Origin of the sequence: Halomonas sp. (assembly GCF_031581305.1) — a bacterium.
Lineage (GTDB): Bacteria > Pseudomonadota > Gammaproteobacteria > Pseudomonadales > Halomonadaceae > Halomonas.
Genome location: NZ_JAVLBC010000010.1, coordinates 1 through 25,665, shown reverse-complemented (window position 1 = coordinate 25,665; position 25,665 = coordinate 1). Strand labels below are relative to the sequence as shown.

Below are 25,665 nucleotides of genomic sequence, written 5' to 3'. Positions count from 1 at the left end.
GAGCCCCGTCACCGCAAAGGAGATCCCCTTGTCCTGCAAGGTCATGCATATCTGCCTCTCGAACGGCTGGGGCGGACTGGAAATGTATTCGTCGCGCATTATACCCGAGCTGAGGCGACAGGGGTGTGAGGTCCACGGTCTGGCGCTAGCAGATTCTCGGGTCGCCGCCAGTCTTGCCGAGGCTGGCATTACGCCGATGACCGTGACCTCCCGTGGTCAGGCGCTGTTGAGGGTGGGGCGTCTGCTCAGATACCTGAAGACCCACGACATCCGGATGCTGCACTGCCACAAGTCCAGCGACCTGCGTCTGGGGGCCCTGCTGGTGACCCTGCGCCCCTCCCTGCGACTCTTCTTCACCGACCATATGGGGGTCACGCATCCGAAGAAGGATCTCTACCATCGCTGGGCCTACGGCAAGGTGACACGTGTCTTTTCCATCAGCGAGGCGACCCGACAGCGCAACCTGACGGCTTTCCCGCTACCACCCGGGCGCATTCGGCGACTCTATCTGGGCATCGACCCGGCACCCTATGTGCCGCGCCTCACCGATACCGAGCGGCAAGCGCTGCGCGACGCGATCGGTATTCCGTTCGGGGCGGTGGCGATCGGCCTGCCTGGACGGCTGACGCCGGGCAAGGGGCAGGGCGTCTGGATCGAGGCGCTGGCCCGGCTCTCGGACAGGCAGCCGGCGCTGGCCTGGCATGGGGTGCTGATCGGTGGACTGACCGCCGACGAGGGCAGCAGCGAAGCCTTCGTAGCCGAACTGCGCGACCGTGTTGCCGAACTCGGCCTGGGCGAGCGGCTGACCTTCGCCGGCTTCCGGGCAGACCTGCCGAGGCTGTTCGAGGCTCTCGACATCGTCTGTGTGCCGTCGCGCAACGAGGCCTTCGGCCTGACGGTGATCGAAGCCATGGCCGCCGGCAAGGCCGTGATCGGCGCCGACAGCGGGGCCATTCCCGAGCTCATCGATGACGGGACGGGGCGCCTCGCTGCGCCCGATGATCCCCTGGCCTGGCGTGACGCCATGGGAGAGCTGGCCGGGGACGCCGCGCTGAGGCAGCGCCTGGGACAGCTGGCTCGAGAGAAAGTGAATGCTCACTTTACCCTGAGGGCCCACGTGCAGGGCCTGGTGGAGGCTTATGGCGAGGCCTTGGCGGATATGTCATAGGCGCTGCGGATGGCCGCCATGGCTCCGGGGGCTCCGAACGTCACCAGCGAGCGTTCGAGACGCGCCAGGTTGCCCGCCTGCCAGCTACCCTGCGGGCGCAGGCGACAGCGGTCGAGGTCGATCAGCCACACTTCGCCCTGCGGGTCGACAAGCAGGTTACGTGCGTTGAGGTCCACGTGATCCAGGCCGGCATCGTGGAAGCGCCGGATAGTGGCGCCAACGTGCGCCAGCAGCGCGGAGCCGGCCTCGTCTCGCTGCAGGAGGTCTGCCAGGGCGCGGGCACCGGGGATACGCTCGGTGATCAGCGTCGCCTGGTAAGTGAGGCCACGGCGAGTCACCCGAGCGGCAACTGGTCGAGGCACGGGCAGGCCCAGATCGAAGAGCTTGGCGGTCAGGCGACACTCGCGAAAGGCGCGGGACCGTTCCAGGCCGGTCCACAGGTAGCGGTCGTCGCTCAGCCGGGCGATAAGGCCGCCGCGACGATAGGGCCTGAGGACCCACTGGGCGCCTGCTTCGAAGGGGCTGGCATCCAGGAAGAGGCTGACCCCGCGCCCCGGGGCTTCGCCGATGACCCGGCCGGCATCGCGCCAGTAGGCGGGATCGAAGGCGCGTGGGGGAATAGGCGGTGCCGTTTGTGACGCCCGGTCGGCGTCACATAAACTGTGCGCATCATATAGAATGAAAATCTTTCCCGCTCGATACGTTGTCAACCGCATGAAGCATCCTCTGCCCGCCCGACCCCAGCATATCTGCGTACTGCGGCTCTCCGCCCTCGGCGATGTCTGTAACTTGGTGCCGACGGTGCGTGCCCTGCAGCGCCAGTGGCCCGAGGCGAGGTTCACCTGGATCATCGGCAAGGGCGAGCACAGTCTACTGGCGGGCCTATCCGGGGTCGAGTTCGTCGTCTACGACAAGGCGACGGGGCTGGCGGGCATGCGCGCCCTGTGGCGCGAGCTGGCCGATACCCGCTTCGACGTGCTGCTGCACATGCAGCAGGCACTGCGTGCCAGCGTGCTCTCCCTGGGGCTCAAGGCAGACGTCCGGGTGGGCTACGACAAGGCCCGTGCCAAGGACGCCCAGCACTGGTTCACCCAGCGCCACCTGGCGCCCCATCCCCGGGCCCATGTGCTGGAGTCGTATCTCGACTTCGCGCGCCTGCTGGGCGTCGAGGACCTCTCGCTGGCCTGGGACCTGCCGGTGCCCGAAGCGGCCGTCGAGGAAGCGAGGGAAATTACCGGAGAGTCGCCCTACCTGCTGATCAGCCCGTGTGCCAACCCGCGCCTGCGCAATTTCCGCAACTGGTCCGCCGAGGGCTATGCGGCAGTGATCGAGCATGCCTGGCGCCAGCATGGCCTGAAGACGGTGCTTACCGGCGGTGGTAGCACCCAGGAGCGCCAGCTCGGCGAGCGTATCCAGGCCCTCTGTCCTGACGGGGTGGTGCTCGATGTCATCGGCGAGACCTCGCTCAAGGGGTTGCTGGCACTGATCCGGGGGAGCCGGGCGGTGATCGCCCCGGACTCGGGCCCGGTGCACATGGCCAATGCCCTGAATGCCCCGGTGGTGGGGCTCTACGCCACCACCAACCCTGACCGTGCCGGCCCCTACCGCTGGCGCGCGTTCGTGGTCGACCGCTATCCGGACGCCGTTCGCACCTTCCTGCACAAGGAGCCCGCGGAACTCCCCTGGGGCCAGCGGGTCCGTCATCCCGACGCCATGTCGCTGATTGGTACCGAGGACGTGATCGAGTGCCTCGAAGCATTGCTGGCCCAACCCGAGACCCCACAGGACACGGAGTCCCCCCGATGAAGCTTGACCTGACCGCTCTGGAGCGCTCCCGCCTGCTGGTGGTGGGTGATGTCATGCTCGACCGTTACTGGCATGGCGGCACCTCGCGTATCTCTCCGGAGGCGCCGGTGCCTGTGGTACGGGTTGACGAGTCCGAGGACCGCCCCGGTGGTGCCGCCAACGTGGCCCTCAACATCGCCTCTCTGGGCGGCCATGCCGCCCTGGCCGGCCTGGTGGGCAACGATGACAATGCCTCCCGGCTGGCCTCCCGGCTGGAGGATGCCGGAGTAAGCACTCACTTCGACCGCAGCCCCGGTATTCCCACCATCACCAAGCTGCGCGTGATGAGCCGCAACCAGCAGCTGATCCGCCTGGACTTCGAGGAGGGACTCGGCGATGTCGACACCACCGGGCTGCTGGCAATGGTCGAGGCGGCCCAGGCCGACTGTGACCTGGTGATTCTCTCCGACTACGGCAAGGGGACCCTCAACCGGGTCGAGGCGCTTATCCAACTGGTCAAGGCCGCCGGCAAGCGGGTGCTCGTGGATCCCAAGGGCAGCGACTTCCGTCGCTACCGCGGGGCCAGCATCATCACCCCCAATCTGGGCGAGTTCGAGGCCGTGGTGGGCCCCTGCCGGGACGACGCCGAGCTCGCCGCCAAGGGTGAGGCGCTGCGCGCCGAGCTGGAGCTGGAGGCGCTGCTCATCACCCGCAGCGAGAAGGGGATGACGCTGATTCGCGAGGGGCACGAGCCGCTGCACCTGCCCACCCGGGCCCGTGAGGTCTTCGACGTCACCGGGGCCGGCGATACCGTGATCGGCGTACTGGGCCTGGCGCTGGCGGCTGGGCACGGCTTTGCCGAGGCGATGACCCTGGCCAACCTGGCCGCCGGCCTGGTGGTGGCCAAGCCTGGCACTGCGACTCTGTCCATTGCCGAGCTCTATACCGCCCTGCATGGCGACAAGCTGGCCGAGTTCGGGGTGATCGAGGAGCCCGCGCTGATCGAGGCGGTGCGTGCCGCCCAGTCCCGCGGCGAGCGGGTGGTAATGACCAATGGCTGCTTCGACATCCTGCACGCCGGCCACGTCGCCTATCTGGAGCAGGCCCGCCGCCTCGGCGATCGGCTTGTGGTAGCGGTCAATGACGATGCCTCCATTGGCCGTCTCAAGGGCCCCAAGCGTCCCATCAATCCCCTGGTGCGGCGCATGCAGGTGCTGGCCGGGTTGGGCGCCGTTGACTGGGTGGTACCCTTCGGCGAGGACACGCCTCAGCGGTTGATCGAAGCGGTTCTGCCGGATGTGCTGGTCAAGGGCGGTGACTATCGCCCCGAGGAGATCGCCGGCGGCGCGGCCGTCCGCGAGGCGGGGGGCGAGGTCAGGGTGCTGGGTTTCGAGGATGGCGTCTCCACCACGGCGATGATCTCCACCATCCTCGATCGCGAGACCTGATGTCGACGCCACGTCCCTGGGTCCGTCGGGGCTATGCGGCGATCCTCTACCTTCTCGCGCCGCTGATCTGGCGACGCGTCTGGCGCGAGCAGCTGCCCGGGCGGCCGCGCCGAGAGCGGCTGGGCCTTATCCCGCCCTCCGCCAAGGGGCAACGCACCCTCTGGCTGCACTGCGCCTCGGTGGGCGAGGTGCAGGCCGCCCGGCCCTTGATCGAGGCGCTCGGGCAGCGCTGGCCCGGTCACCGCCTGGTCATCACCACCATGACCGCCACCGGGGCGGAGCGGGTGCTGGCACTGGCAGGGAATCGCCATGGCTCGCAGGATAAAGGCGAAGTGAGCCATCACTTCGTGCCACTGGACTTCCCCGGTGCGGCCCACCGCTTCATCGCCCGCTTGCGCCCCGAACTCGCCATCCTCTTCGAGACCGAGCTCTGGCCCAACCTGTTGGCCGCCTGTGACCGGGCGGGGGTGCCCGTGGCGGTGGTCAACGGCCGTCTCTCGTCTCGCGCCTTCCGGGGCTATCGCCGCCTGCGCCCCCTGATGGCGGAGGCCCTGAGCCATGTGGCCTGGCTGGCGGCCAAGTCCGAAGCCGATGCCCGGCGCTTCATTGAGCTGGGCATGGCGGTGGAACGCACTACGGTGGTGGGCTCGTTGAAGTTCGATATCGGCACCGGCGGCGAGGTCCGCAAGGTGAGTGAGCGCTTGCGCACCCGATTCGGCAGGCGGCCGATCTGGGTGGCCGGCTCTACCCACCCCGGCGAGGACGAGCAGGTGCTGGCCGCCCATGCCCGCCTGCGCGAAGGGCTTCCCCGGGCGTTGCTGATCCTGGTGCCGCGCCACCCCCACCGGTTCGACGCCGTGGCCGAGCTCTGCCGCCAGATGGGCCTGACGCTCGCGCGGCGGTCCCGCGACGAGTGGCCCGGGGACGACACGGCGGTCTACCTGGGCGACACCATGGGGGAGCTGCTGGCGTTCTATGGCGCGGCCGACCTGGCCTTCGTCGGCGGTAGCCTGGTGCCCATCGGCGGACACAATCTGCTGGAGCCGGCCGCCGTGGGCACCCCGGTGCTCACCGGGCCGGCGCTGGCCAATTTCGAGGACGTGGCCGTGGTGATGCGCGAAGCCGGCGCCCTGGTGGAAGTCGAAGACCCCGAGACGCTGGCTGCCGAACTGCAGCACCTGTTCGACGACCGGGCGGAGCGTCTCCGCCTCGCCGAGGCCGGCCGCGAGGTGGTCACGGCCAATCGTGGCGCTCTGGCGCGCACCCTGGAAGGTCTGGAATGGCTCATACGGGTGAAGTGAGTGTTCACTTCGGAGTGTGGGGTCAGGCGGGCAGCAGTCGCTCTACGCCCTGCTCGGTGCCCATCAGCAGCACATCGGCACCGCGCGCCGCGAACAGGCCATTGGTGACCACCCCGACGATGGCGTTGAGCCGTGCCTCCATGGCCACCGGGTCGTCGATCATGAACGCGAAGCAGTCGATGATCTGGTTGCCGTTGTCAGTGACTACCCCCTGGCGGTAGACCGGATCGGCCCCCAGCTTGACCAACTCCCGGGCCACGTAGGAGCGGGCCATGGGGATCACCTCCACTGGCAGCGGGAAGCTGCCCAGCTGTTCGACCTTCTTGGAGGCGTCGGCGATGCAGATGAAGCGTTCGGCACAGGCGGCGACGATCTTCTCCCGGGTCAGGGCTGCACCGCCCCCCTTGATCATGTGAAGGTGAGTGTTCACTTCGTCGGCGCCATCGATATAGAAAGGCACGGTGCCCGTTTCGTTGAGCTCGAAGACCTCGATGCCGTGGCCGCGCAGGCGCTCGGCGCTGGCCTCGGAGCTCGCCACGGCGCCGCGGAAGTCATGGCGTAGGGCCGCCAACCGGTCGATGAAGCGGTTCGCGGTGGAGCCGGTGCCGATGCCGAGGATGGTGTCACGCTCGAGGTGGGGGCGGATCTCATCAATGGCGGCGGCGGCCACGGCGTCCTTGAGTTCGTCCTGGGTCATGTCGTGCTCGCTGTCGGGTGGATGGCGGATGCCGCGCCATTATAGGCGATGCCGGCGGTGGGTGCTGGACGCCATGGCCGCCGCAATGCTACCAATAAGGGTTCCTCGCGGCGCCGGCCACGGCGCCCCTCGCGTCACTTCTGGGATATCAGGATGCTCGAAGCTACCGTCAAGAAGATTCTCCAGGCCCGGGTCTACGAGGCCGCCCGGGAAACACCTATCTCCCCGGCCCCCTTTCTTTCCCGCCGATTCAACAACCAGATCCTGATCAAGCGCGAGGACCTGCAGCCGGTCTACTCCTTCAAGATCCGTGGTGCCTACAACAAGATGGCCCAGCTCAGCGAGGCGCAGAAGGCCCAGGGCGTGATTGCCGCCTCGGCGGGCAACCATGCCCAGGGGCTGGCCATGGCGGCCAAGCTGATGGGCGTCAAGGCGGTGATCGTGATGCCCCGCATCACGCCGGAGATCAAGGTCCAGGCGGTGCGGGCGCGGGGCGCCAAGGTGGTGCTCAAGGGCGATGCCTTCGCCGAGGCGGCGGCCCATGCCCAGGAGCTGATCCAGGAACACGGCTACACTTACATTCCGCCCTTCGACGACATCGATGTCATCGCCGGCCAGGGCACCATTGCTGTAGAGATCCTTCGCCAGCATGGTGGGCCGATCGATGCCATCTTCATGCCAGTGGGAGGCGGCGGTCTGATTGCCGGCATGGCCGCCTACATCAAGTATCTGCGGCCCGAGATCAAGGTGATCGGGGTGGAATCCGAGGACAGCGCATGCCTCAAGGCGGCGCTGACAGCGGGAGAGCGCGTGGTGCTGGATCAAGTCGGCGTCTTTGCCGAGGGCGTGGCCGTGGCGCAGATCGGGGAGGTACCCTTCTCGATCATTCGCGACCTGATCGATGACGTCATCACCGTCAACACCGACGAGATGTGTGCCGCGGTGAAGGACATCTTCGAGGATACCCGGGCGGTTTCCGAGACCTCCGGGGCGCTCTCGTTGGCGGGGCTCAAGAAGTATATCCAGCAGACCGGGGCCGAGCACCAGACGCTCGTCTGCATCAACTCCGGGGCCAACACCAACTTCGACCGCCTGCAGCATATCGCCGAGCGCACCGAGCTGGGCGAGCAGCGCGAGGCGATCCTTGCCGTGACCATTCCCGAGAAGCCCGGCAGCTTCAAGAAGTTCTGTCGCACTATCGGCAAGCGGATGGTTACCGAGTTCAACTACCGCTATGCCGACCCGGAGAAGGCCCATATCTTCGTCGGCGTCCAGGTGAAACCCGGTGGAGAGGACCGCCAGGCGGTGATCGACAAGCTGCGAGGTGCCGGCTATCCCGTGGAGGACCTCACTGACAACGAGCTGGCCAAGCTGCACATCCGCCATCTGGGCGGCGGTCGGCCGAAGGCGCATTTCGACGAGGAGGTCTATCGCTTCGAGTTTCCGGAACGCCCCGGGGCATTGATGAACTTCCTGACCCACCTGCCCCACGACTGGAACATCTCGCTGTTCCACTATCGCAACCACGGGGCCGCCTATGGCCGGGTGCTGGTCGGCATGCAGGTGCCCAACGACGACCGCACCCACGTCGAGGAGTACTTCGACGCCATCGGCTATCGCTTCTGGAAAGAGAGCGATAATGCGGCCTATCGGTTGTTCATGGCCTGACGTCGGTGAGTTGCGACATGATGAGTGAGCGCTGACTCACCATGCAGCCGTGGGTTCTCGAGTGTTTAAAAATGTAACACTCTAAGCATGCCGGTTGTCATACGCAGGCATGAGCCCCTATAGTCATCGCGTTATCGCCACCGTTCGCGGTGACAAAACAACAACATCCACACCGACCCTCGCGGTCCTGTCTCCACGGAGTCCACAATGAAGCGCAAGCCCGATCTGGTCATGGCACTGGTGCTGGTCTTCGGCATCGGGGTCGTGGCGACTGGCTATGCCCAGGCGTTGGCGGGTGGCTGAATCTACCTGAGCCGGGTGGAGAGCGTCACGACCGGAACCGCCTGATGACGACGGCCGATGCATCTGCATCGGCCGTCGTCGTTCGTGTGGGGTGGCCTCAGGGTCGTATCACCCGGGCATCGCTGACGATGGCGTCCAGCGGTACGTCCCAGGGTGCAGCGGGGAGTCGCTCGACCCGCTGGCAGTCATGGGCCAGGCCGATCAGACGAGGGCGCGGCCCCGGTCGGCGGGTGAACGCCAGGGTGCGGTCATAGAAACCGCCTCCCATACCCATGCGTTGCCCTCGGGCGTCGAATCCCACCAGCGGCAGCAGGATCACATCGAGCGCCCAGGCGGGCGTGCGCCGCGCACGATGCGCCCCAAAGCGGGTCTCGGGCTCCGGGATGCCGAAACGATTGGCCATCATGGGCGTGCCTGAGTGGTAGTGCACAAACCACAGCTGGTTGCGGGAGAGCGGTTTGAGGACCGGCAAGTGAACACGGGTGCCGCGGCGTTCGAGCCAGGGAATCAACGGGGTGGGGTCGATCTCGCCGTCATTGGGCAGGTAGAGGGCCATGCGGCGGGCACGCTGGATCTCGGGCAGCTGTCGCAGATGTCGGCAGAGGCGTTCGGAGGCGTCACGGCGTTCATTGACGCTCAAAGCGCGTCGGCGATGACGCAATTCGTATCTCAACCGGCGACGGGTATCGGCGGTCAAGAGGTCGGCGGCGGTATCCTGCATGTGAATCATGTCGGATCAGAGTTCCCCAGAGTGCCGCTGTCGTTCTGGCCCTTGAACCCAGTGGTTCAAGGTGGGTGGCCGCAGCCGAACCGTCAGGCTTTCCGACGCACGGACATGCACACGGGTTCGGCTAGCATTTGGCCCCCTGGGTAATGCGCATAGGCTCGAGGGACGATAACGACTGGCAAACACCCCAGGGAACAGTTTCATCCTACCAGAGGCACGGGCGGGGCCAAAGGGATGATTGTGTCGGCTCAGCGCGCGGGCATGGCGTCCAGCGCCTTCTCGAGGCGGGCATTGAGTTCGCTCAGGCTCTGTTCGCCGGCTCGCTGGTCATCCAGGGCCTCGAGCAGCTCATGGGCGATGTTGAGGGCCGCCATGATGGCGATCTTTTCCCGGTCGATCACCCGGCCACGGGAGTGGATGCCCTGCATGGCGCGGTCGAGGTAGCGGGCAGCTCGCTCCAGCTTGTCCTGCTCCTCCGGTGGGCAGGCGATGGCATAGCTGCGCTCCAGAAGGGTGATTTCGGTGGTGGGCCGTTTAGGCTCGGTCATGGCAGGCTCCGGAAAGGGCCAGGGGAAGGGAGTCGCACGCCGGGTGCGCGTCACGGGGAGCTGATGCGTTAACATCGAGGCCGGAGAAATAATGCCAGTCACTATAAGAGAGCCGTTTGCGGGCGGTCAACGCGCCCGGCGGCCCCATCAGCGGATCTTGCCATGTCACTGATCAACGAACGCCAGGACTTCTCGACCATTGCCGACACCTTCCTGCTCCATGGGAGCATGCAGTCGCCGGCCTTCCTCGACGGGCGCCTCTGCGCCGAGCTTGCACTACATGACCTGACCGCCGAGGCCTGGCTGGAAGAGGTCTGCCTGAGTCTCGGTGTCGACCAGCCTCGCGACGAGCCCAGTGCCGAGCGGCTGCTGGGCTGGCGCCGCCAGACCCTCGAGGCCCTCTCCGCCGCTGAGCTCAACTTCGAGCCCCTGTTGCCGGACGAGCTCTATTCCCTGGGCGAGCGAGCCATGGGGCTGCAGGAGTGGACCCTCGGCTTCCTCGAGGTGGTGGCCGATGCTGGCGAGGCGCCGCGCGATGCCTGGTCGCCGGCCCTGCGCGAGGCCCTCGAGGATCTCCAGGGCCTGACGCGTATCGAGACCGATATCGAGGACAGCCCGGAGAACGAGAATGACCTCTTCGCGCTCACCGAGCATGCGCGAATGGCCGCCATGCTGCTCTATACCGAGCAGCATCCCGGCAAGCCGCAGGTCGAGCAGGTCGACGAGCCCACCCGCCACTGAGGCCGATAAGAGAACCCACTCAGTCAGGAGCCGTGATGCATCCCGAAACGTTGCCCCGCCCCGCCCCGATCACCAATGAGGAGTACCGTGCCCGACGTCGGGCCCTGATGGATCGGCTACCCGACGACAGTGCCGTCCTGCTGCCCGGTGCTGCGCTGGTCACTCGCTCGCGAGACAGCGAGTTCCCCTTCCGCCAGGACAGCGACTTTCACTACCTGACCGGCTTTCCCGAGCCGGAGGCTCTGCTGCTGCTGCTGCCTGGCCGTGAGGCCGGGGAGAGCGTGCTGTTCTGTCAGGACCGCGACCCGGCACGGGAAGCCTGGACCGGCATCCGCCGGGGCGCCGAGGGCACCGTGGGCGAGCATGGCATCGACCAGGCCTTCGAGAATGCCGAGCGCGAGGAGCGACTGGCCGAGTTGCTCGACGGTCGTCACGCGCTCTACCTGCCGTTGGACGATGCCGAGGCCCTGGCGCTCGCCGAGAAGGTGCGCGGCGAACTGGCCGGCCGCGCACGTCGCGGGGCGGTGGCGCCATCGGCCTTCGCCGACGTCAGCGCGCTGATCCACGAGCAGCGCCTGTGCAAGAGTGAGGCTGAGCTCGCCCTGATGCGTCATGCCGGGGCGATTTCTGCCCGAGCCCATGTGCGGGCCATGTGCGCGGCGCGCCCGGGACTCATGGAGCGCCAGCTGCAGGCCGAGCTCGAGCACGAGTTCCGCTGGCAGGGCGGCAGTGGCCCAGCCTACGCCAGCATCGTCGGTGGCGGCCTCAATGCCTGTGTGCTGCACTACATCGAGAATCAGGCCCCCTTGGAGGATGGCGCGCTGGTACTGATCGATGCCGGCGCCGAGTTCGACCTCTATGCCGGCGACATAACCCGCACTTTCCCGGTCAACGGTCGCTTCTCCGAGGCCCAACAAGCCCTGTACGAGGTGGTGCTGGCCGCTCAGGAGCGCGCCATCGCGGCGATCCGTCCCGGCGCGACCCTGGCGATGATCCACGAGGGCGTGGTCCACGACCTCACCGCCGGTCTCATCCAGCTGGGGCTGCTGGAGGGCGAGGTCCAGCCGCGTATCGACGATGGCAGCTACAAGCGCTTCTACCTGCATTCGACCTCCCACTGGCTGGGACTCGACGTGCATGACGTGGGCCCCTACCGCCTCGAAGGCCAGCCCCGTGCCCTGCTGCCTGGCATGGTGCTCACCGTGGAGCCCGGCCTCTATGTGCCCGCCGATGACGACCTGCCCGAGGTCTTCCGCGGCACCGGCATCCGTATCGAGGATGACGTGGCAGTGACCGCCGACGGTCATGAGGTGCTGACCGCGGATGTGCCCAAGCGGGTGGCAGATATCGAAACCTTGATGGACAGGTAATGATCAGGTGAAGACCGCCTGACATACATTTATGTAATGTACATTATGAAATAAAGGAGTGCCTGCCATGGGCTCGACATCGCAGTCGCAGGTGGATATCGCCATCATCGGTGGCGGCCTCGTGGGCGCCAGCCTGGGCTGTGCCCTGGCCGCGCTTGTCGAGCGAGCGGGGCTCAGGGTGGCAGTCATCGAGGCGGCGCCGCTGCAGCCACAGCTGGACGAGCCATGGCAGCCCAGCTTCGATGCCCGAGCCAGCGCCATTGCCGGTGGCTCCGCCCGGCATTTCACCCACCTCGGTGTCTGGGAGCGCATGGCCGAGATGGCCGCCCCGATCCGCACCATCCATGTCAGCGAACGGGGCCGCCTCGGCGTGACGAGGCTGCGTGCCGCGGAGCTCGGCGTCGAGGCCCTGGGGTACGTGATCCCCAATGCCTGGATGGGGCGCGTGCTGCATGATCGGTTGAGCGAGCTGCCGCTGGACTGGCACTGTCCGGCGAGGGTCGAGGCGATCCACCCGGTTGCCGAGGGCTATCGGCTGCAATTGTCGGACGGCAGCGAGCTGGAGGCCGGGCTGACGGTGCTCGCCGATGGCGGGCGCTCGGGACTCAAGGAGCGGCTGGGGATCGACAGCCATGAGCGGCCCTATGACCAGGTGGCGCTGATCGCCAGCGTCGAGGTCAGCCGTCCCCACGAGGGCGTCGCCTATGAGCGGTTCACGTCGGCAGGGCCCATCGCCCTGCTGCCCCTCCAGGGTCAGGCCATGGAACTGATCTGGACCCATGAGCGCGGCCAGGAGGAACGCCGCCTGGCCCTGTCCGACGGGGACTTCCTGGCCGAGCTGCAGCAGGCCTTCGGGGACCGGGCCGGACACTTCCGGCGGGTGGGTCGCCGCCATGCCTATCCACTCGCGCTGATCACCGCCCGCGAGACCGCTCGCCCCGGGCTGGCGGTGCTGGGCAATGCGGCCCATGCCCTGCACCCGGTGGCTGGACAGGGCTTCAACCTGGCGCTGCGCGGCGTCATGGATCTGGTGGCCGCCATCGGGGCCGGCATCGAACGGGGGGAGACCGCGGGGAGCACGGTGGTCCTGCAGGACTTCGAGGCGCGCCGAGATGCTGACCGTGACAACGTCATCCGCTTCAGCGACGGCCTGATTCGCCTGTTCGGGCTCGATCTTCCCCTGCTCTCCCATGCCAGAGCGGCGGGTCTGGTGGGATTGAACCTGGCGGGGCCACTGCGGCGCGGCCTGGCTCGCCGGGCCATGGGGCTGGAACGATAGCGGCTGGAGCGTTAGGCGCAGTAACGAAGGGGACGAACCTTGGGAAGCGGTAGAGTGAACAGTCAGCATGGCCATCGGGGCCAACACAAGGGGCAGAGGCCATGAGCACAGCACAGGGACAGGCGTCGGCGCCGTTCGAGGTGATCATCGTCGGTGGCGGCATGGTGGGCTCGGCCCTGGCCTGCCTTCTGGGCCGGGCCGGGCTGGACGTGGCATTGCTGGATGCCCGCGAGGCGCCGCTTGACCGCGATACCGTGGGCGAGGGGCCGCCCTCCATGCGGGTCAGTGCCCTGACCCCGGTATCGCGGCAGCTGCTGGAGGGGCTGGGGGCGTGGGCGTGGATGGCCTCGCGCCGGGTGAGCCCCTACCGCTTCATGCAGGTCTGGGATGGCGAGGGCAGCAGCGAGGTGAACTTTTCCGCCGACCAGGCCGGGGTGCCGGTGCTTGGGCATATCGTGGAGAACGACGTCACCCTGGCGGCGCTGGAGGCGTGCCTGGCCGAGCTGCCGAGCATCGAGACGCGCTTCGGTGCCCGGGTGGCCGGGCTCGAGGCAGGCGACGCCGGGCAGACGGTGCTGCTGGAAGATGGCCGTCGGCTGACGGCCCCGCTGGTGGTGGCTGCCGACGGGGCCCGGTCACCGCTGCGGATGATGGCCGGCATCGGCGTCCACTCCCGCGATACCGGCCAGGTGGCCGTGGTCACCACGGTGCGTACCCGCCTCGCCCATGGCGGCGTGGCGCGCCAGGTCTTCCTCCCCACGGGACCGCTGGCCTTCCTGCCGCTGCATGTCGAGGGCAGCGACCGCCACTGCTCGATCGTCTGGTCCACCACTCCGGAGGAAGCCGAGCGCCTGGTGGCCCTGCCCGGGGAAGCGCTGGGTCAGGAGCTGGCGGCGGCCATCGAGCATCGGCTGGGCGAGGTGACGGTGACGGACCGGGCGCTGGCGGTGCCGCTTACCCAGCGCCATGCCGAGCGCTACGTGCTGCCGGGATTCGCTCTGGTGGGAGATGCGGCACACAGCATCCATCCCCTGGCGGGCCAGGGGGTCAACCTGGGGCTGATGGATGCGGCGGTGCTCGCCGAGGAGGTGGTCGCGGGCCGGCGACGAGGGCTAACACCGGGCGATGCTACGCTGCTGGGTCGCTACGCCCGGCGGCGGCGCGGCGACAATGCGGCCATGCTGGCGTTGATGGACGGCTTTCGGCTGCTGTTCGGCGCGCGCCATCCGGTATTCATCCTGGCACGTAACCTGGGGCTTTCCGGCGTCGACCGGCTCGAGCCGCTCAAGCGCCTGCTGATGCAGCAGGCGACAGGCCATCGCGGCCGCTTGCCGAGTGCCTGCCGTCCCCTCAGCCACCGCGACGCTGGCTGAGTACGTTGAGGGCCTTGAGCAGGTTAAGGGCCTCGCCGAGCTGGTAGTCTTCGCGCAGGCGCTCGCTCATCTCGCTACGGGTGCGCTGCTCGTCCGGGGAGCGCAGGTGGCCCTCCAGGTCCGATTCGCGCACGTCCAGGCCACTGCCCGCGGCCACCTGCAGGCGGCCGCGAATCACCTCCACGTCGGGCTCGATGCCCTGGGCCTGGATCGAGCGCCCGTCGGGAGTGAAGTAGAGCGCCGTGGTCAGCTTGAGCCCCTCGCCGTTGCCCAGTGGCATGATCTGCTGCACCGAGCCCTTGCCGAAGCTCTCGGTGCCCATCACCACGCCGCGGCGCTGGTCCTGCAGCGCGCCGGCGACGATCTCCGCCGCCGAGGCGCTGCCACTGTTGATCAGTACCACCAGCGGTACGTTGGCCGCCGCCGTCTCGCGACCGGCCGAGAAGCGCATCTCGCTGTCTGGCATACGCCCCTCGGTGTAGACGATCAGCCCCTCGTCGAGGAAGGCGTCGGCCACGTCCACCGCGGCCTGCAGCACCCCGCCGGGGTTGTTGCGAAGGTCGAGTACCAGGCCCTTGAGCGGCCCGTCGCGTTCCAGGCGGCGGATGGCGCTGCTGACCTGCTCACCGGTGCGGGTCTGGAACTGGCTGACCCGCAGGTAGCCGTAGTCTGCCTCCAGCAGCTCGCTCTTGACGCTCTCGGTGCGGATGACCTCGCGGGTCAGGGTGACTTCCAGGGGGGCGCTCTCGCCCTGGCGCAGGATGGTCAGGCGGATCTCGGTGCCGGGGTCACCGCGCATCAGGTTGACGGCTTCTTGCAGCGAGAGCCGGTCGGTGGGCGTGTCGTCGATGCGCAGGATCTTGTCCCGGGACTGCAGGCCGGCCCGGGAGGCCGGTGTGTCGTCGATGGGGGTGATCACCGTCAGCTGGCCATCCTCCATGCCTACCTCGATCCCCACACCGCCGAACTCCCCTTGGGTCGACTCGCGAAGGCTCTCGAACTCCTCGCTGTCAAGGTAGGCGGAGTGGGGGTCAAGCTCGCTGAGCATGCCCCGCATGGCGTTGCGCAGCAGGTCGGCATCCTCGACCTCCTCCACGTAGGCGCGTTTGATGCGCTCGAACACCTCGGCGAAAGCCTGGATCTCGGCGACCGGCAGGTCATCGTCCTGGTGCTGGTCCTGTGCGACGGCGAAAAGGGGAGTGAGCGCCAGCAGGGCGGCTGGCAACAGCACCGACAGCAGGCGGCGCGTCACGGTGGGCAGAGCGTCGGGACGTAGGGACATGCAGACTCCGCGGTTCCGGTGGTGGCCGCCCAGCATAGCCCGTGCCCGGGCGCCTATGGAATAGCAGGACCTTACGGCTGGCGGGCGATCCAGCGCCGAGGGTCGATGGGGTCGCCGCCGAGACGCACCTCGAAGTAGAGCCCGGGTCGCTGCTGACCGCCGCTGTCGCCCACTGCGCCCAGGGTATCGCCGCGGGAGACGGCAGCGCCTACTCCGGCGCTGAAGTGTTGCAGGTGGGCATGCAGAGTCATGATCCGGTCACCGTGATCGATGATCAGCAGGTTGCCGAAGCCGCGCATCCAGTCGGCGAACACCACCCGCCCCGCGTGCACGGCCCTGACCGGGGTGCCTGAAGCGGCCTGAATCAGCAGGCCGTTGCGATGAACGCCCGCCCCCTCATGGAAGGTGGAGGCAATGCTGCCCTGCACCGGCCAGGGCAGCTCGCCTCGCGTCTGCTCGATAGCCGTGGAGGGGGGCGGTCGCTCGAGGCGAGCCAGCTGGTTCTGTACCTCACGCAGGGTGCGCTCGGCATGGGCGCGATCCTGGGCGAGCGTCGCCAGGCGAGCCTGTTCACTGGCGAAGCGCTCGTCCATCCTGGCCACCAGGGCAGCACGCTCATCCATCTGCTCGGCCAGGGTGGCGCTTCGCTCGGCAAGTTCCATGGCCACGGCCTCGAGACGTTCACCTCGCTGCGCCAGTGCCCGGCGATTGTTTGCCAGCTCGGTATCGAGTCTCGCCAGTTCGTCGAGGCGTTCGTTGCGGGCACGGGCCAGGCGGTTGAGATAGTGCTGCAGGCGATCGAGTTGCGCCGGATCGTCCTGGTTGAGCAGCAGCTTGAGCTGGGGCGTGCGGCCGAGGCGATAGAGGGCATCGAGCTGGGCCGAGAGGGCCTCGACCTGTTCGGCGCGTTCGGCGGCCAGCTGCTTGCGGTGTGCCCCGAGGGTCGCGATCTCGTCATCGAGGGTGCGTCGCTCGGCTTGCAGGGCATCGAGACGGCGGTGGGTCTCGGCGAGGGCGGTCTCCACCTCGCGCAGAGCCTCGCTGGCCTCGTCCCGGGCCTCCCGGGTGGTGGAGAGCTGCCGGGAGGCGGCCCGGAGCTCCTCGCCGAGAGCATCGAGGCGCGCCTGTGCCTCGCGCTCGGAGGGTTGGGCGGCCAGCGGAGGAGCCAGGCACAGCCCCAGCATCAGCGCTGGCAACCATGCGCCGAGCGTCGCGACGCCTTTCGCCATTCCCTGCCCTCCGTGACCGACTCAGTTGCGCTCGATCAGCACCCGACCGGTCATCTCCTTGGGGATCGGTTGATCCATTATCGTCAAGAGGGTCGGAGCGATGTCACACAGGCTGCCGTCCTCTGCGAGCCGTGCCGGCCGCTCGCCGACATAGATCAGCGGCACCTCGAAGGTGGTATGGGCGGTCTGGGGGGCCCCGGTCTGGGGATGGACCATCTGTTCGGCGTTGCCGTGGTCGGCGGTGACCAGGCAGGCACCGCCGGCACGCTGGATCGCCTCCACCACTCGGCCGACACAGGCATCCACCGTCTCGATCGCCTGGACAGCCGCATTGAAGTCACCGGTATGGCCGACCATGTCGCCGTTGGCGTAGTTGCAGACGATCAGATCGAATTTTCCGGCATCGATCGCCTCCACCAGCCGGTCGGTGACTTCCTCGGCGCTCATCTCGGGCTTCTCGTCGTAGGTCTTCACCTCCTGGGGGGAGGGCACCAGCACCCGGGTCTCGCCCCGATACTCCTCCTCGCGGCCGCCGGAGAAGAAGAAGGTGACGTGGGCGTACTTCTCGGTCTCGGCGATGCGCAGCTGAGTCAGGCCGCGCTTCTCCATCACCTCGCCCAGGGTGTTGACGAGCTCAGCCGGCGGGAAGGCTGCCGGGGCCGGGATGTCGGCGGCGTACTGAGTCAGCATTACCAGGCCGTCCGCGGCGAGCGTCGGCCGTGCCCGGCGCTCGAAGCCGCTGAAGTCATCCTCGACGAAGGCGCGGGTCAGCTCCCGGGCGCGGTCGGCGCGGAAGTTCATGAAGATGGCGGCATCGCCGTCGGCCATGGCCACCGGGGTGCCGCTCGGGCGGATACTGGTGGCGGTAATGAACTCGTCGGTCTCGTCGCGCTCGTAGGCCCGGCGAAGTCCCTCCTCGGCTCCGACCGCCTCGAATTCGCCCTTGCCCTCGGTGATCAGGCGGTAGGCCTTTTCGACGCGATCCCAGCGGTTGTCGCGGTCCATGGCGTAGTAACGGCCGATGATCGAGGCCACGAAGCCGTTCTCGGGGCCGACCAGCTCGGCGAGGCGCGCATTGGTGCGCTCGAGCGACGCCATGGCGCTCTTGGGCGGCATGTCGCGGCCGTCGAGGAAGGCGTGGACGTGAATCTGCTGCGCCCCGCGGCGCGCGGCCAGCTCGGCCATGGCCAGGAAGTGGTCCTCGTGGCTGTGCACGCCGCCCGGCGAGAGCAGGCCCAGCAAGTGCACCGCCTTGCCGGCGGCCACGGCGGCATCGATCGGCGCGGTCAGGGCATCGATGGTATCAAGATCGCCGTCTTCGACGGCCTTGGTGATGCGCGTAAAGTCCTGGTAAACGATGCGTCCGGCCCCCAGGTTCATGTGGCCGACCTCGGAGTTGCCCATCTGGCCGTCCGGCAGGCCCACGTGGCGGCCGTCGGTATGGATCAAGGTGTGCGGCTGTTCCTGCCACAGACGATCCATCACCGGGGTACGGGCGGCGAGCACGGCATTGTCACTGGCGTCCTCGTTGTGGCCATAGCCGTCTAGGATGATCAGTGCCACCGGGCGAGGGGTAGGAGTCTGGGGGTCGGTCATGGGGAGGGCCTCTCTTGTCCTTGTCTGCCCCGGCAGGCACATGAGGGTCACCGGGGTCGCGACTTGCATCTGCTTGCGGCATCATATCGCAGGGCACCGCCGGACGTCATTTGAGCGGCCCGCGGGCCGCGGTCTGCCGTGGCTTCGTGTATACTGGGCGCCGCCGCGACTGGCCGGCCCCGTTCACCGTGCACCCGAGAAAAGAGTTAGCCCAACCCATGATCGATCAGCTGTTCGAATTCGTGCAGAATCACCCGCTGCTGGTGGGGGCCTTCCTGCTGGTGTTGACCGCCTGGATCGCCTACGAGGTCCGCAACAGCAGCAGCGGAGGGGTGACCTCCGGCGAGGCGACCCAGTTGATCAATCGCGAGGACGCCGTGGTACTGGATCTCCGCGAGGCCGGCGATTTCAAGGCGGGCCATATCGCCGGGGCGCGCAACATCCCCCAGAGCAAGCTCGACGAGCGCATGCGCGAACTCGAGAAGTTCAAGGGCAAGCCGATCATCGTGGCCTGCAAGCACGGCCAGAGTGCTGGCGCCGCCCAGGCCAAGCTGACCAAGGCGGGCTTCGAGCGAGCGCTCAAGCTCAAGGGTGGCATGGCCCAGTGGCAGGCTGATGGCCTGCCGGTCGTCAGGAAGTAAATTTCGTTCATTGAATCAAAGGACCTTTCCCATGGCGGAAGAGAACAACCAGAACGCCGGCGCCAACGGCCAGGCGGCCGGCGAGCAGGACAAGCCCCAGCTGCAGTTCGCCCTGCAGCGCATCTACGTCAAGGATATCTCCTTCGAGGCGCCCAACTCGCCGACGGTCTTCCAGCAGCCGTTCAAGCCCAAGGTCGGCCTGGACCTTAACACCACCAGTCGCCAGGTCGGGGAAGGCCTCTACGAAGTGGTCGTCAAGGTTACCGCTCAGGTCACCCATAGCGAGGAAGGCACCACCTCCTTCCTGGCCGAGATCGAGCAGGCCGGCCTGTTTCGCATCAGCGGCATCGAGGGCCAGCAGCTCGACCATACCCTGGGTGCCTTCTGTCCGAACATGCTCTTCCCCTATGCCCGCGAGTGCATCGACAATCTGGTCAACCGAGGTGGCTTCCCACCGCTGATGCTGGCGCCTGTCAACTTCGAGGCGATCTACGCCCAGAAGAAGAAGCGCGAGGCTGAGCAGGCCCAGCAGTCGGGCGAGCAGGCAACCCAGTAAGCGTGATGGGTCCATGTCAGTGGACGTTCCGCGCGTGAAGGCCCCGCGCATCTACATCGCCGCCGACTTTACCGTCGGCGGCGATGTCGTTCTGCCCGAGGGGCCGGCCCGCCACGTGGCCCGGGTGCTGCGCCTGGCCGAGGGGGCGCCCCTGCTGCTCTTCGACGGCGCCGGCCTGGAGGCCAGGGCGGTGATCGCCGAGGCCACCCGCAAGCGGGTGGTGGCGCGCATCGAGGCCGTGGTCCCCGGCGCCGGCGAATCGCCGTTCGCGGTGCACCTGGGACAGGCGATCTCCAAGGGAGACCGCATGGACTATGCCATCCAGAAGGCGGTCGAACTCGGCGTGGCGGCAATCACTCCGCTCTACACCGAGCACGGTGACGTGCGCCTCAGGGGCGAGCGCGAGTCCAAGAAGCTCGCCCACTGGCAGGCCGTGGCCGCCAGCGCCTGCGAGCAGTGCGGTCGCGCGACTCTGCCCCCCGTGTATCCCCCCATCGGCCTGGCCGACTGGCTGGCGGGCCGCGACGAGGCGCTGCGCCTGGTGCTGCATCCCGGTACCGCCGGGTCCCTGGAACAGCGAGAGGCGCCCGCCACCGCCGCCCTGCTGATCGGCCCGGAGGGGGGGCTTTCCGAGGCCGAGGTCGAGGCGGCCCTGGCCGGCGGCTTCGCCCCCTTGTCCCTCGGTCCGCGAATCCTGCGCACCGAGACCGCGCCGGTGGTGGCGCTGTCGCTGCTGCAATCCCGTTTCGGGGATCTGTGAGCCTTGACTCATCCCGACGCCTTGCCCCTGCCCCCTTACCGGAGCTCCCCCATGCCCGATTCCCGAGACCGTCGCCCATCCACCGCGCCGCGTCCGGCCGGCACGCGCAACTATCGTGCTCCCAGGGCGGCCATCGGCGACGTGGCCTACCTCGAGGTGGTCACCGTCAACGACACCGGCGCCTTCCTCGACTGGGGCCACCCCCGCGACCTGCTGCTGCCTTATGGCGAGCAGCGCTTCCGTCCCAGCGTGGGCAAGCGGGTGCTGGTGATGATCTACGAAGACCAGCAGGGCCGGCCGGTGGCCTCCCAGAAGCTCGAGCGCTTCATCACCGATGAGGCCGTGGGCCTGCAAGCAGGCGACGCGGTGTCACTGGTGATCGCCGAGGCGACCGACCTGGGCGTCAAGGCGGTGGTAAACCATCGCTTCTGGGGCTTGCTCTACCGCGATGACGTGAATCGACCACTGCGACGCGGCCAGCGGGTTACCGGCTACGTGAAGCGCTTGCGAGACGACGGCCGGCTGGATCTCTCGCTCTTGCCGCCGGGCGAGGCTCGGCTGGATGTGGTGGGCGAACAGGTGCTCAAGGCCCTGCGCGAGAGCGGTGGTTACCTGCCGCTGGGCGACAAGAGCGACGCGGCGGAGATCAAGGCGCGGCTGGGGGTGAGCAAGAACGCCTTCAAGCAGGCCATCGGTCGCCTCTACAAGCGTCATCTGATCACCTTAGAGCCCATCGGCATCCGATTAGTGGCGAACAAGGATTAGCGCAGGACTATTCTGGTGCTTAGAGCGAGGGGCGCCGGGGGCAGGACGAAAAGGAGGTCCTACGCCATGGATGGCGTCGGTAGCGCCCAGGGAGGGGTTTACAGCGCCTCCTTGTAGGCCTGCCCCCGGATATATCCCCCGAGCGATGCTGGCTTGGCAATTTGGTGCCCCGCCAGCCCTGCGGCATACTGGTCTCATTCATTTCCTGCTACCCGGAACTCTTCCCTGATGAGCGAGCGCGCGCTGAAGATCGGCGTGGTGATGGATCCCATCGCCGATCTCACCTACAAGAAGGACACCAGCCTGGCCATGCTGTGGGCTGCCAGGGACCGCGACTGGTCGCTGCACTACCTGGAGCAGGAGGACCTCTTCCTGCGCGAGGGGCGCGCCTTCGGCCGGATGCGCGCGCTGGAGGTGCATCGCAACCCCGGCCACTGGTATGACCTGGGCGAACCCGAGGTGGCGCCCCTGGCCGAGCTCGACGTGATCCTGATGCGCAAGGACCCGCCGGTCGACGGCTACTTCCTCAATGCCGTCTACCTGCTGGGCTTTGCCGAGCGCGAGGGCGTGCTGGTGGTCAACCCCACTCAGGCGCTGCTGGAGTGCAACGAGAAGCTCTTTGCCCAGCAGTTCCCCCAGTGCTGCACCCCGACCCTGGTCTCCTGCAACGAGGCCGTGCTGCGTGACTTCCACGCCGAACACGGGGAGGTGATCTTCAAGCCGCTGGACGGCATGGGCGGCACCGGGATCTTCCATGTGCGCCCCGAGGGCCGCAACCTGGGCGCCATCATCGAGATGCTGAGCGAGCGCGGCAGGCGCCAGATCATGGCCCAGCGCTACATCCCCGAGATCACCGAGGGCGATACCCGCATCCTCCTGGTGGATGGCGAGCCCGTTCCCTTCGGCCTGGCCCGTGTGCCCATGGCCGGCGAGACCCGCGGCAATCTGGCCGCCGGCGGCACTGGGACCAGTCGCGAGCTCACCGCCCGCGACCACTGGCTGATCGAACAGGTCCAGCCGATGGTCCGCGAGAAGGGACTGATGTTCGTCGGCCTCGACGTGATCGGCAACTACATCACCGAGATCAATGTCACAAGCCCCACCTGCGTGCGCGAGATCGATGACCAGCGCGGTACTGATATCGCTGGCCAGCTGATGGACGCCATCCAGTGCCGTCTCGGCGAGCGACGCTGAAGCGGGAGGCCTCTGGTCCATGACGAGTAGCCCCCTCAGCGACCCCATCCAGTATGCCCCGGTCACCCGTCCGTACCGGTACTGGCTGGCCTGGACGCTGGCGCTGCTGCTGCATCTGGTGGTCATCGGCGTGGTGGCCAGCCGCCAGTTCGCGCCGGCCCCTGTTGAGCGCACCAGTCTCGACGTGGTACTGGTGAGCCGGCCTTCGCCGGTGGCCATGGAGGCCGCGGCTATCGCCGAGGCCGACCAGCGCGCGGCCGGCACGCCCCAGGAGCAGGCCCCGGCGGAGGCCCGAGCCGCGCCCATGGACGAACTGCCCGAGCTGCAGGCCGCAGAACCCGAGGTGGATCCGGCCACGCCGGCCGAGCCGGAGGAGGCGGCCCGCCCCGACCCCGAGCGTGCCAGCGAGGCGGACGAGCCTCCCGCGGCCGAGGTCTCCCGCGAGGCCGAGGCGACGCCCGAGCCTCGCGACAGTGCCCCCCAGTCGGCCGAGGCCTCGGCACCGCCCACTGCTTCTGCCCCCTCCGCTTCGGGGCGCGATCTGCTCGCCCAGGCCACCTCCAGCATCCGCGAGCAGGGGCTCTCGTCGGAGTTCGCCGGGGAGCAGCCGGGGGAGGGGCGCCAGGCTGCCCAGCAGGCTGCTGAGGCGCGCTACATCGATGACTGGACCCGCCGGGTCGAGGATTACGGCAACCGGGTACATCCGGCGCCGCGTCACCTGGAGGGACAGCTGCGCATCCGGGTGGTGATCGGCCGCGACGGTCAGGTTCGCCAGGCAGAGGTGGTACAATCCTCGGGACATGCCGAACTCGACCAGGCGGCCCTGGACACGGTGCACGGTGCCGCCCCCTATCGTCCCTTCGACCGGGGCATGGGCAACCTGGACAGCCTGTCCATCACTCGGGTCTGGCGGTTCGGCCAAGGCAATCATTACGGCGTGCAATAGGTTCGCCGGGGAGTCTCATGCAATCCGTGCAACACTTCGGCTTGAAAAACCACTTCCTGCTGGCGATGCCGCACCTGGAAGACCCCAACTTCGCCGGCAGCCTCAGCTACCTCTGCGACCATGACGAGAACGGTACCATGGGCGTGATCGTCAACCGGCCCCTGGAGCTGACCCTGGACGCGCTCTTCGAGCAGCTCGAGCTGGGCGGCGACGAGAGCCCCCATCGCGATGCGCCGGTCTACTATGGCGGACCGACCCACAAGGATCGCGGCTTCATCCTGCATCGCGGCTCCAGCGATGCCTGGGATTCCAGCATCCAGGTCGCCGATGACATCGCCCTGACCACCTCCATGGACATCCTCCAGGCGCTGGCGGACGGCAAGGGGCCCGAGCAGTTCCTGATCTGCCTGGGCTGTGCCGGCTGGGAGTCGGGCCAGCTGGAGGCCGAGCTCAAGGAGAATACCTGGCTTACGGTGGAGGGGCGTGCCGACATCCTCTTCACGGTGCCGCCCGAGCAGCGTTTGGGTGCCGCCGCGGGCATACTGGGCATCGACCTGAATCTGATGACCCGCGAGGCGGGGCACTCCTGATGAAGGGTCGGCGCGTGATGACGGAGCCGGCGTGATGGCCGTTACCGGGTCGCGACTCATCCTGGCCTTTGACTTCGGCACTCGGCGCATCGGCGTGGCGGTGGGCAACGAGCTGCTCGCCAGTGCCCGGGAGCTCGATCCATTGCCGGCCCGTGACGGCATCCCCGACTGGACGCAGGTGGCGCGACTGATGGAGGAGTGGCGCCCGGACCTCTTCGTGGTGGGGCTGCCGCTCAACATGGACGGCAGCGAGTCGGTCATGAGCACTCGAGCGCGCAAGTTCGGCAAGCGCCTCTATGGTCGCTATGGCATTCCCTGCGAGATGGTCGATGAGCGCGGCTCTACCCGCGAGGCGAAGTCGCTCGCCCGGGAAGCCGGCCACCGCGGCAACTATCGCGACCAAGGGGTCGACGGCATCGCCGCGGTGTTGATCCTGGAGGGCTGGTTCGCCCGTCGCGAAGGCCTGCCACCGCGCTGATGCCGCTCGCTCAGGCCGGGTTGGCGTCGTTGTCGCGGTACTTCCTGACGAAGTCGCTCACCGAGAGGCAGGTGAACTTCTCGATGAAGAACGCCAGGGTTGCCGGGCAGCGGAAACGCTCCTCGAAGGCCTCGACATTCCCTTCCCGCGATCGCTCCACGCTGGCCAGATAGGCGTCATCCGCCTTGCTGACCTTGACGGTTGCCTGGCTGTCGTCGGCCTGTTTCTCGACCATCAACTCCCGCTGCCCTTCGAGAAGCTCTCCCAGCATCTTGCCGCCCTCGCGCTCCTCGGGTGTTGCCCATAGAAGCTGGTCACGGTTGCCGTAGCGATACAGGAAGATCATCGGCAGTACCGAGAAAATGGCCGTGGTGAGGGTCCAGGTCATCGCCGCGGCGGAGAGGTGCGCCGTGAACACCGCGATCAGCTGGATGACGATGCCCAGCGCCAGCAGCCCCGCCAGTGGACGCCACATACGGGGGTTCATGAACCCCCTGCCCAGGAAATAGCCCCACAGCCCGATCACCACGACCGCCCCTACGCCCAACTGGATCACGGCGAGTAGCGAGCCTCCGCCCACCAGCAGGGCAATGGCGCCGATGAGGATCAGCAGGGTGTAGAAGCCACACAGCAACAGATACGCACGCTTCAGGTTCATCGGTGTCATGTCTCCAGGCGATGGTCGCCATGAGCGGCGACGCGGATTGTCGTTCCCCACCAGCATAGGCGATCGGTCGCGACCTGCAGTCCGCTCAGAAAGCGGCGTCGTCAACGCCCAGGCGCTCGGGGACGAACCAGGCGACGTCACGTAGGTTCTTGTCGATGAGTGCCTCGACCCCGAGCAGGGTGGCAAAGATCGCCATGCGTACCGGGATGCCGTTGTCGGTCTGGCGGAAGATCGCCAGGCGCGGGTCACCGTTGAGGTCCACGTCCAGGTCGTTGGCCTCGGGGCGGCTGTCGCGGGGCAGGGGGTGCATGACGATGGTGGAGGCGTTGCAGCGACTGTCCAGAAAGGCGCGATCCACGGTGAAGTCCCGGGAGAGATTGAAGCCCTCGCTCATCTCGGCGGTGAAGCGCTCCTTCTGGATGCGGGTGGTGTAGGCCACATCCACGTCGGAAAAGTCGCCGGCCAGGCTTTCGCGGACCTCCACGCTGAGTCCCTGGCGGCTGACCCGCTCGATCAGGTGGCTCGGCATCTCGAGGCCGGGCGGCGCCACCAG

At 67.6% G+C, this 25,665-nt stretch carries 25 protein-coding genes, 1 other RNA gene and 1 pseudogene; 17 read left to right on the top strand and 10 right to left on the bottom strand.

The annotated features are described in order from the left end of the window. Positions 1 to 28: 28 nt before the first annotated feature. Entirely contained in the window at positions 29 to 1,168 is a 1,140-nt protein-coding gene (locus tag RI841_RS02055; protein ID WP_310703879.1) for a glycosyltransferase family 4 protein, read from the top strand. Here RI841_RS02055 and RI841_RS02050 read toward each other — a convergent pair. Next, on the bottom strand, positions 1,138 to 1,884 hold the full coding sequence (locus RI841_RS02050; protein WP_310703878.1) for a 3-deoxy-D-manno-octulosonic acid kinase: 747 nt from the start codon (positions 1,882 to 1,884) through the stop codon (positions 1,138 to 1,140). The two genes, RI841_RS02055 and RI841_RS02050, sit on opposite strands and share 31 nt — an antisense overlap. Between RI841_RS02050 and RI841_RS02045 the strand changes: the two genes are divergently transcribed. From RI841_RS02045 to waaA, 3 genes are read left to right on the top strand one after another with little or no spacing between them, the layout of a single operon-like run. After that, entirely contained in the window at positions 1,883 to 2,974 is a 1,092-nt protein-coding gene (locus RI841_RS02045; RefSeq protein WP_310703877.1) for a glycosyltransferase family 9 protein, read from the top strand. The two genes, RI841_RS02050 and RI841_RS02045, sit on opposite strands and share 2 nt — an antisense overlap. Continuing rightward, positions 2,971 to 4,401 (top strand): bifunctional D-glycero-beta-D-manno-heptose-7-phosphate kinase/D-glycero-beta-D-manno-heptose 1-phosphate adenylyltransferase HldE, encoded by a 1,431-nt coding sequence (hldE, locus tag RI841_RS02040; protein ID WP_310703876.1) that lies wholly within the window; start codon positions 2,971 to 2,973, stop codon positions 4,399 to 4,401. The genes RI841_RS02045 and hldE overlap by 4 nt, the downstream gene beginning before the upstream one ends. Continuing rightward, the gene (gene waaA / locus RI841_RS02035; protein ID WP_310703874.1) at positions 4,401 to 5,702 is read left to right on the top strand and encodes a lipid IV(A) 3-deoxy-D-manno-octulosonic acid transferase; all 1,302 of its coding nucleotides are present in this window, start codon (positions 4,401 to 4,403) and stop codon (positions 5,700 to 5,702) included. The genes hldE and waaA overlap by 1 nt, the downstream gene beginning before the upstream one ends. A gap of 22 nt (positions 5,703 to 5,724) precedes the next feature. Here the strand turns inward: waaA and rpiA are convergent, their stop codons facing one another. Beyond that, positions 5,725 to 6,399 carry a ribose-5-phosphate isomerase RpiA gene (gene rpiA / locus RI841_RS02030; RefSeq protein ID WP_310703873.1) on the bottom strand — a complete coding sequence of 225 codons (675 nt, stop codon included), beginning with the start codon at positions 6,397 to 6,399 and terminating at the stop codon, positions 5,725 to 5,727. Between the two features lie 153 nt (positions 6,400 to 6,552). Between rpiA and ilvA the strand changes: the two genes are divergently transcribed. Beyond that, positions 6,553 to 8,067 carry a threonine ammonia-lyase, biosynthetic gene (gene ilvA, locus RI841_RS02025; protein WP_310703871.1) on the top strand — a complete coding sequence of 505 codons (1,515 nt, stop codon included), beginning with the start codon at positions 6,553 to 6,555 and terminating at the stop codon, positions 8,065 to 8,067. A 400-nt stretch (positions 8,068 to 8,467) separates the two neighbouring features. Here the strand turns inward: ilvA and RI841_RS02020 are convergent, their stop codons facing one another. From RI841_RS02020 to RI841_RS02010, 3 genes are all read right to left on the bottom strand, one after another. Beyond that, positions 8,468 to 9,100 (bottom strand): 5-formyltetrahydrofolate cyclo-ligase, encoded by a 633-nt coding sequence (locus tag RI841_RS02020; protein ID WP_310703870.1) that lies wholly within the window; start codon positions 9,098 to 9,100, stop codon positions 8,468 to 8,470. Between the two features lie 9 nt (positions 9,101 to 9,109). Next, positions 9,110 to 9,294: non-coding RNA, 6S RNA (gene ssrS, locus RI841_RS02015), on the bottom strand. Positions 9,295 to 9,345: 51 nt separating this feature from the next. After that, entirely contained in the window at positions 9,346 to 9,645 is a 300-nt protein-coding gene (locus RI841_RS02010) for a cell division protein ZapA (protein ID WP_310703868.1), read from the bottom strand. Between the two features lie 162 nt (positions 9,646 to 9,807). Here RI841_RS02010 and RI841_RS02005 point away from each other — a divergent pair, with 162 nt between their 5' ends. The 4 genes from RI841_RS02005 (at position 9,808) to RI841_RS01990 (ending at position 14,408) form a co-directional block, all read left to right on the top strand. After that, a complete protein-coding gene (locus tag RI841_RS02005) occupies positions 9,808 to 10,386 on the top strand; it encodes a YecA family protein (protein WP_310703867.1) in 579 nt (192 codons plus the stop codon). Between the two features lie 35 nt (positions 10,387 to 10,421). Next, complete coding sequence (gene pepP, locus RI841_RS02000) at positions 10,422 to 11,756, top strand: Xaa-Pro aminopeptidase (RefSeq protein WP_310703866.1); 1,335 nt, start codon at positions 10,422 to 10,424, stop codon at positions 11,754 to 11,756. Between the two features lie 67 nt (positions 11,757 to 11,823). Further along, positions 11,824 to 13,035 (top strand): 2-octaprenyl-6-methoxyphenyl hydroxylase, encoded by a 1,212-nt coding sequence (gene ubiH / locus RI841_RS01995; RefSeq protein WP_310703863.1) that lies wholly within the window; start codon positions 11,824 to 11,826, stop codon positions 13,033 to 13,035. 101 nt (positions 13,036 to 13,136) lie between these two features. Then, positions 13,137 to 14,408: a UbiH/UbiF/VisC/COQ6 family ubiquinone biosynthesis hydroxylase gene (locus RI841_RS01990; RefSeq protein ID WP_310703861.1), complete on the top strand. Its 1,272-nt coding sequence runs from the start codon at positions 13,137 to 13,139 to the stop codon at positions 14,406 to 14,408. Here the strand turns inward: RI841_RS01990 and RI841_RS01985 are convergent. From RI841_RS01985 to gpmI, 3 genes are all read right to left on the bottom strand, one after another. After that, entirely contained in the window at positions 14,386 to 15,690 is a 1,305-nt protein-coding gene (locus RI841_RS01985) for a S41 family peptidase (protein ID WP_310703860.1), read from the bottom strand. The genes RI841_RS01990 and RI841_RS01985 overlap by 23 nt on opposite strands. Positions 15,691 to 15,761: 71 nt before the next feature. After that, on the bottom strand, positions 15,762 to 16,919 hold the full coding sequence (locus RI841_RS01980) for a peptidoglycan DD-metalloendopeptidase family protein (RefSeq protein ID WP_310703859.1): 1,158 nt from the start codon (positions 16,917 to 16,919) through the stop codon (positions 15,762 to 15,764). 21 nt (positions 16,920 to 16,940) lie between these two features. Next, positions 16,941 to 18,515, bottom strand: coding sequence for a 2,3-bisphosphoglycerate-independent phosphoglycerate mutase (gene gpmI, locus RI841_RS01975; RefSeq protein ID WP_310703858.1), 1,575 nt, complete (start codon positions 18,513 to 18,515; stop codon positions 16,941 to 16,943). A gap of 218 nt (positions 18,516 to 18,733) precedes the next feature. Between gpmI and RI841_RS01970 the strand changes: the two genes are divergently transcribed. From RI841_RS01970 to ruvX, 8 genes are all read left to right on the top strand, one after another. Further along, entirely contained in the window at positions 18,734 to 19,156 is a 423-nt protein-coding gene (locus tag RI841_RS01970; protein ID WP_310703857.1) for a rhodanese-like domain-containing protein, read from the top strand. Between the two features lie 31 nt (positions 19,157 to 19,187). Next, positions 19,188 to 19,712 (top strand): protein-export chaperone SecB, encoded by a 525-nt coding sequence (gene secB, locus RI841_RS01965; protein ID WP_310703855.1) that lies wholly within the window; start codon positions 19,188 to 19,190, stop codon positions 19,710 to 19,712. A gap of 13 nt (positions 19,713 to 19,725) precedes the next feature. Further along, positions 19,726 to 20,472, top strand: a complete 747-nt coding sequence (locus RI841_RS01960; RefSeq protein WP_310703854.1) for a 16S rRNA (uracil(1498)-N(3))-methyltransferase — start codon at positions 19,726 to 19,728, stop codon at positions 20,470 to 20,472. 51 nt (positions 20,473 to 20,523) lie between these two features. Then, positions 20,524 to 21,237, top strand: coding sequence for a S1-like domain-containing RNA-binding protein (locus RI841_RS01955; RefSeq protein WP_310703852.1), 714 nt, complete (start codon positions 20,524 to 20,526; stop codon positions 21,235 to 21,237). A 228-nt stretch (positions 21,238 to 21,465) separates the two neighbouring features. Beyond that, positions 21,466 to 22,431 (top strand): glutathione synthase, encoded by a 966-nt coding sequence (gene gshB, locus RI841_RS01950; RefSeq protein WP_310703851.1) that lies wholly within the window; start codon positions 21,466 to 21,468, stop codon positions 22,429 to 22,431. Positions 22,432 to 22,450: 19 nt separating this feature from the next. Next, complete coding sequence (locus RI841_RS01945; protein ID WP_310703848.1) at positions 22,451 to 23,377, top strand: TonB family protein; 927 nt, start codon at positions 22,451 to 22,453, stop codon at positions 23,375 to 23,377. Between the two features lie 17 nt (positions 23,378 to 23,394). Further along, a complete protein-coding gene (locus RI841_RS01940; RefSeq protein ID WP_310703847.1) occupies positions 23,395 to 23,967 on the top strand; it encodes a YqgE/AlgH family protein in 573 nt (190 codons plus the stop codon). Positions 23,968 to 24,001: 34 nt separating this feature from the next. Next, positions 24,002 to 24,445 (top strand): Holliday junction resolvase RuvX, encoded by a 444-nt coding sequence (gene ruvX / locus RI841_RS01935; protein WP_310703846.1) that lies wholly within the window; start codon positions 24,002 to 24,004, stop codon positions 24,443 to 24,445. A gap of 10 nt (positions 24,446 to 24,455) precedes the next feature. Here ruvX and RI841_RS01930 read toward each other — a convergent pair whose 3' ends face one another. Beyond that, entirely contained in the window at positions 24,456 to 25,103 is a 648-nt protein-coding gene (locus RI841_RS01930) for a hypothetical protein (protein WP_310703844.1), read from the bottom strand. A 94-nt stretch (positions 25,104 to 25,197) separates the two neighbouring features. Continuing rightward, positions 25,198 to 25,665: pseudogene (locus RI841_RS01925) on the bottom strand (aspartate carbamoyltransferase); the annotation flags it as partial.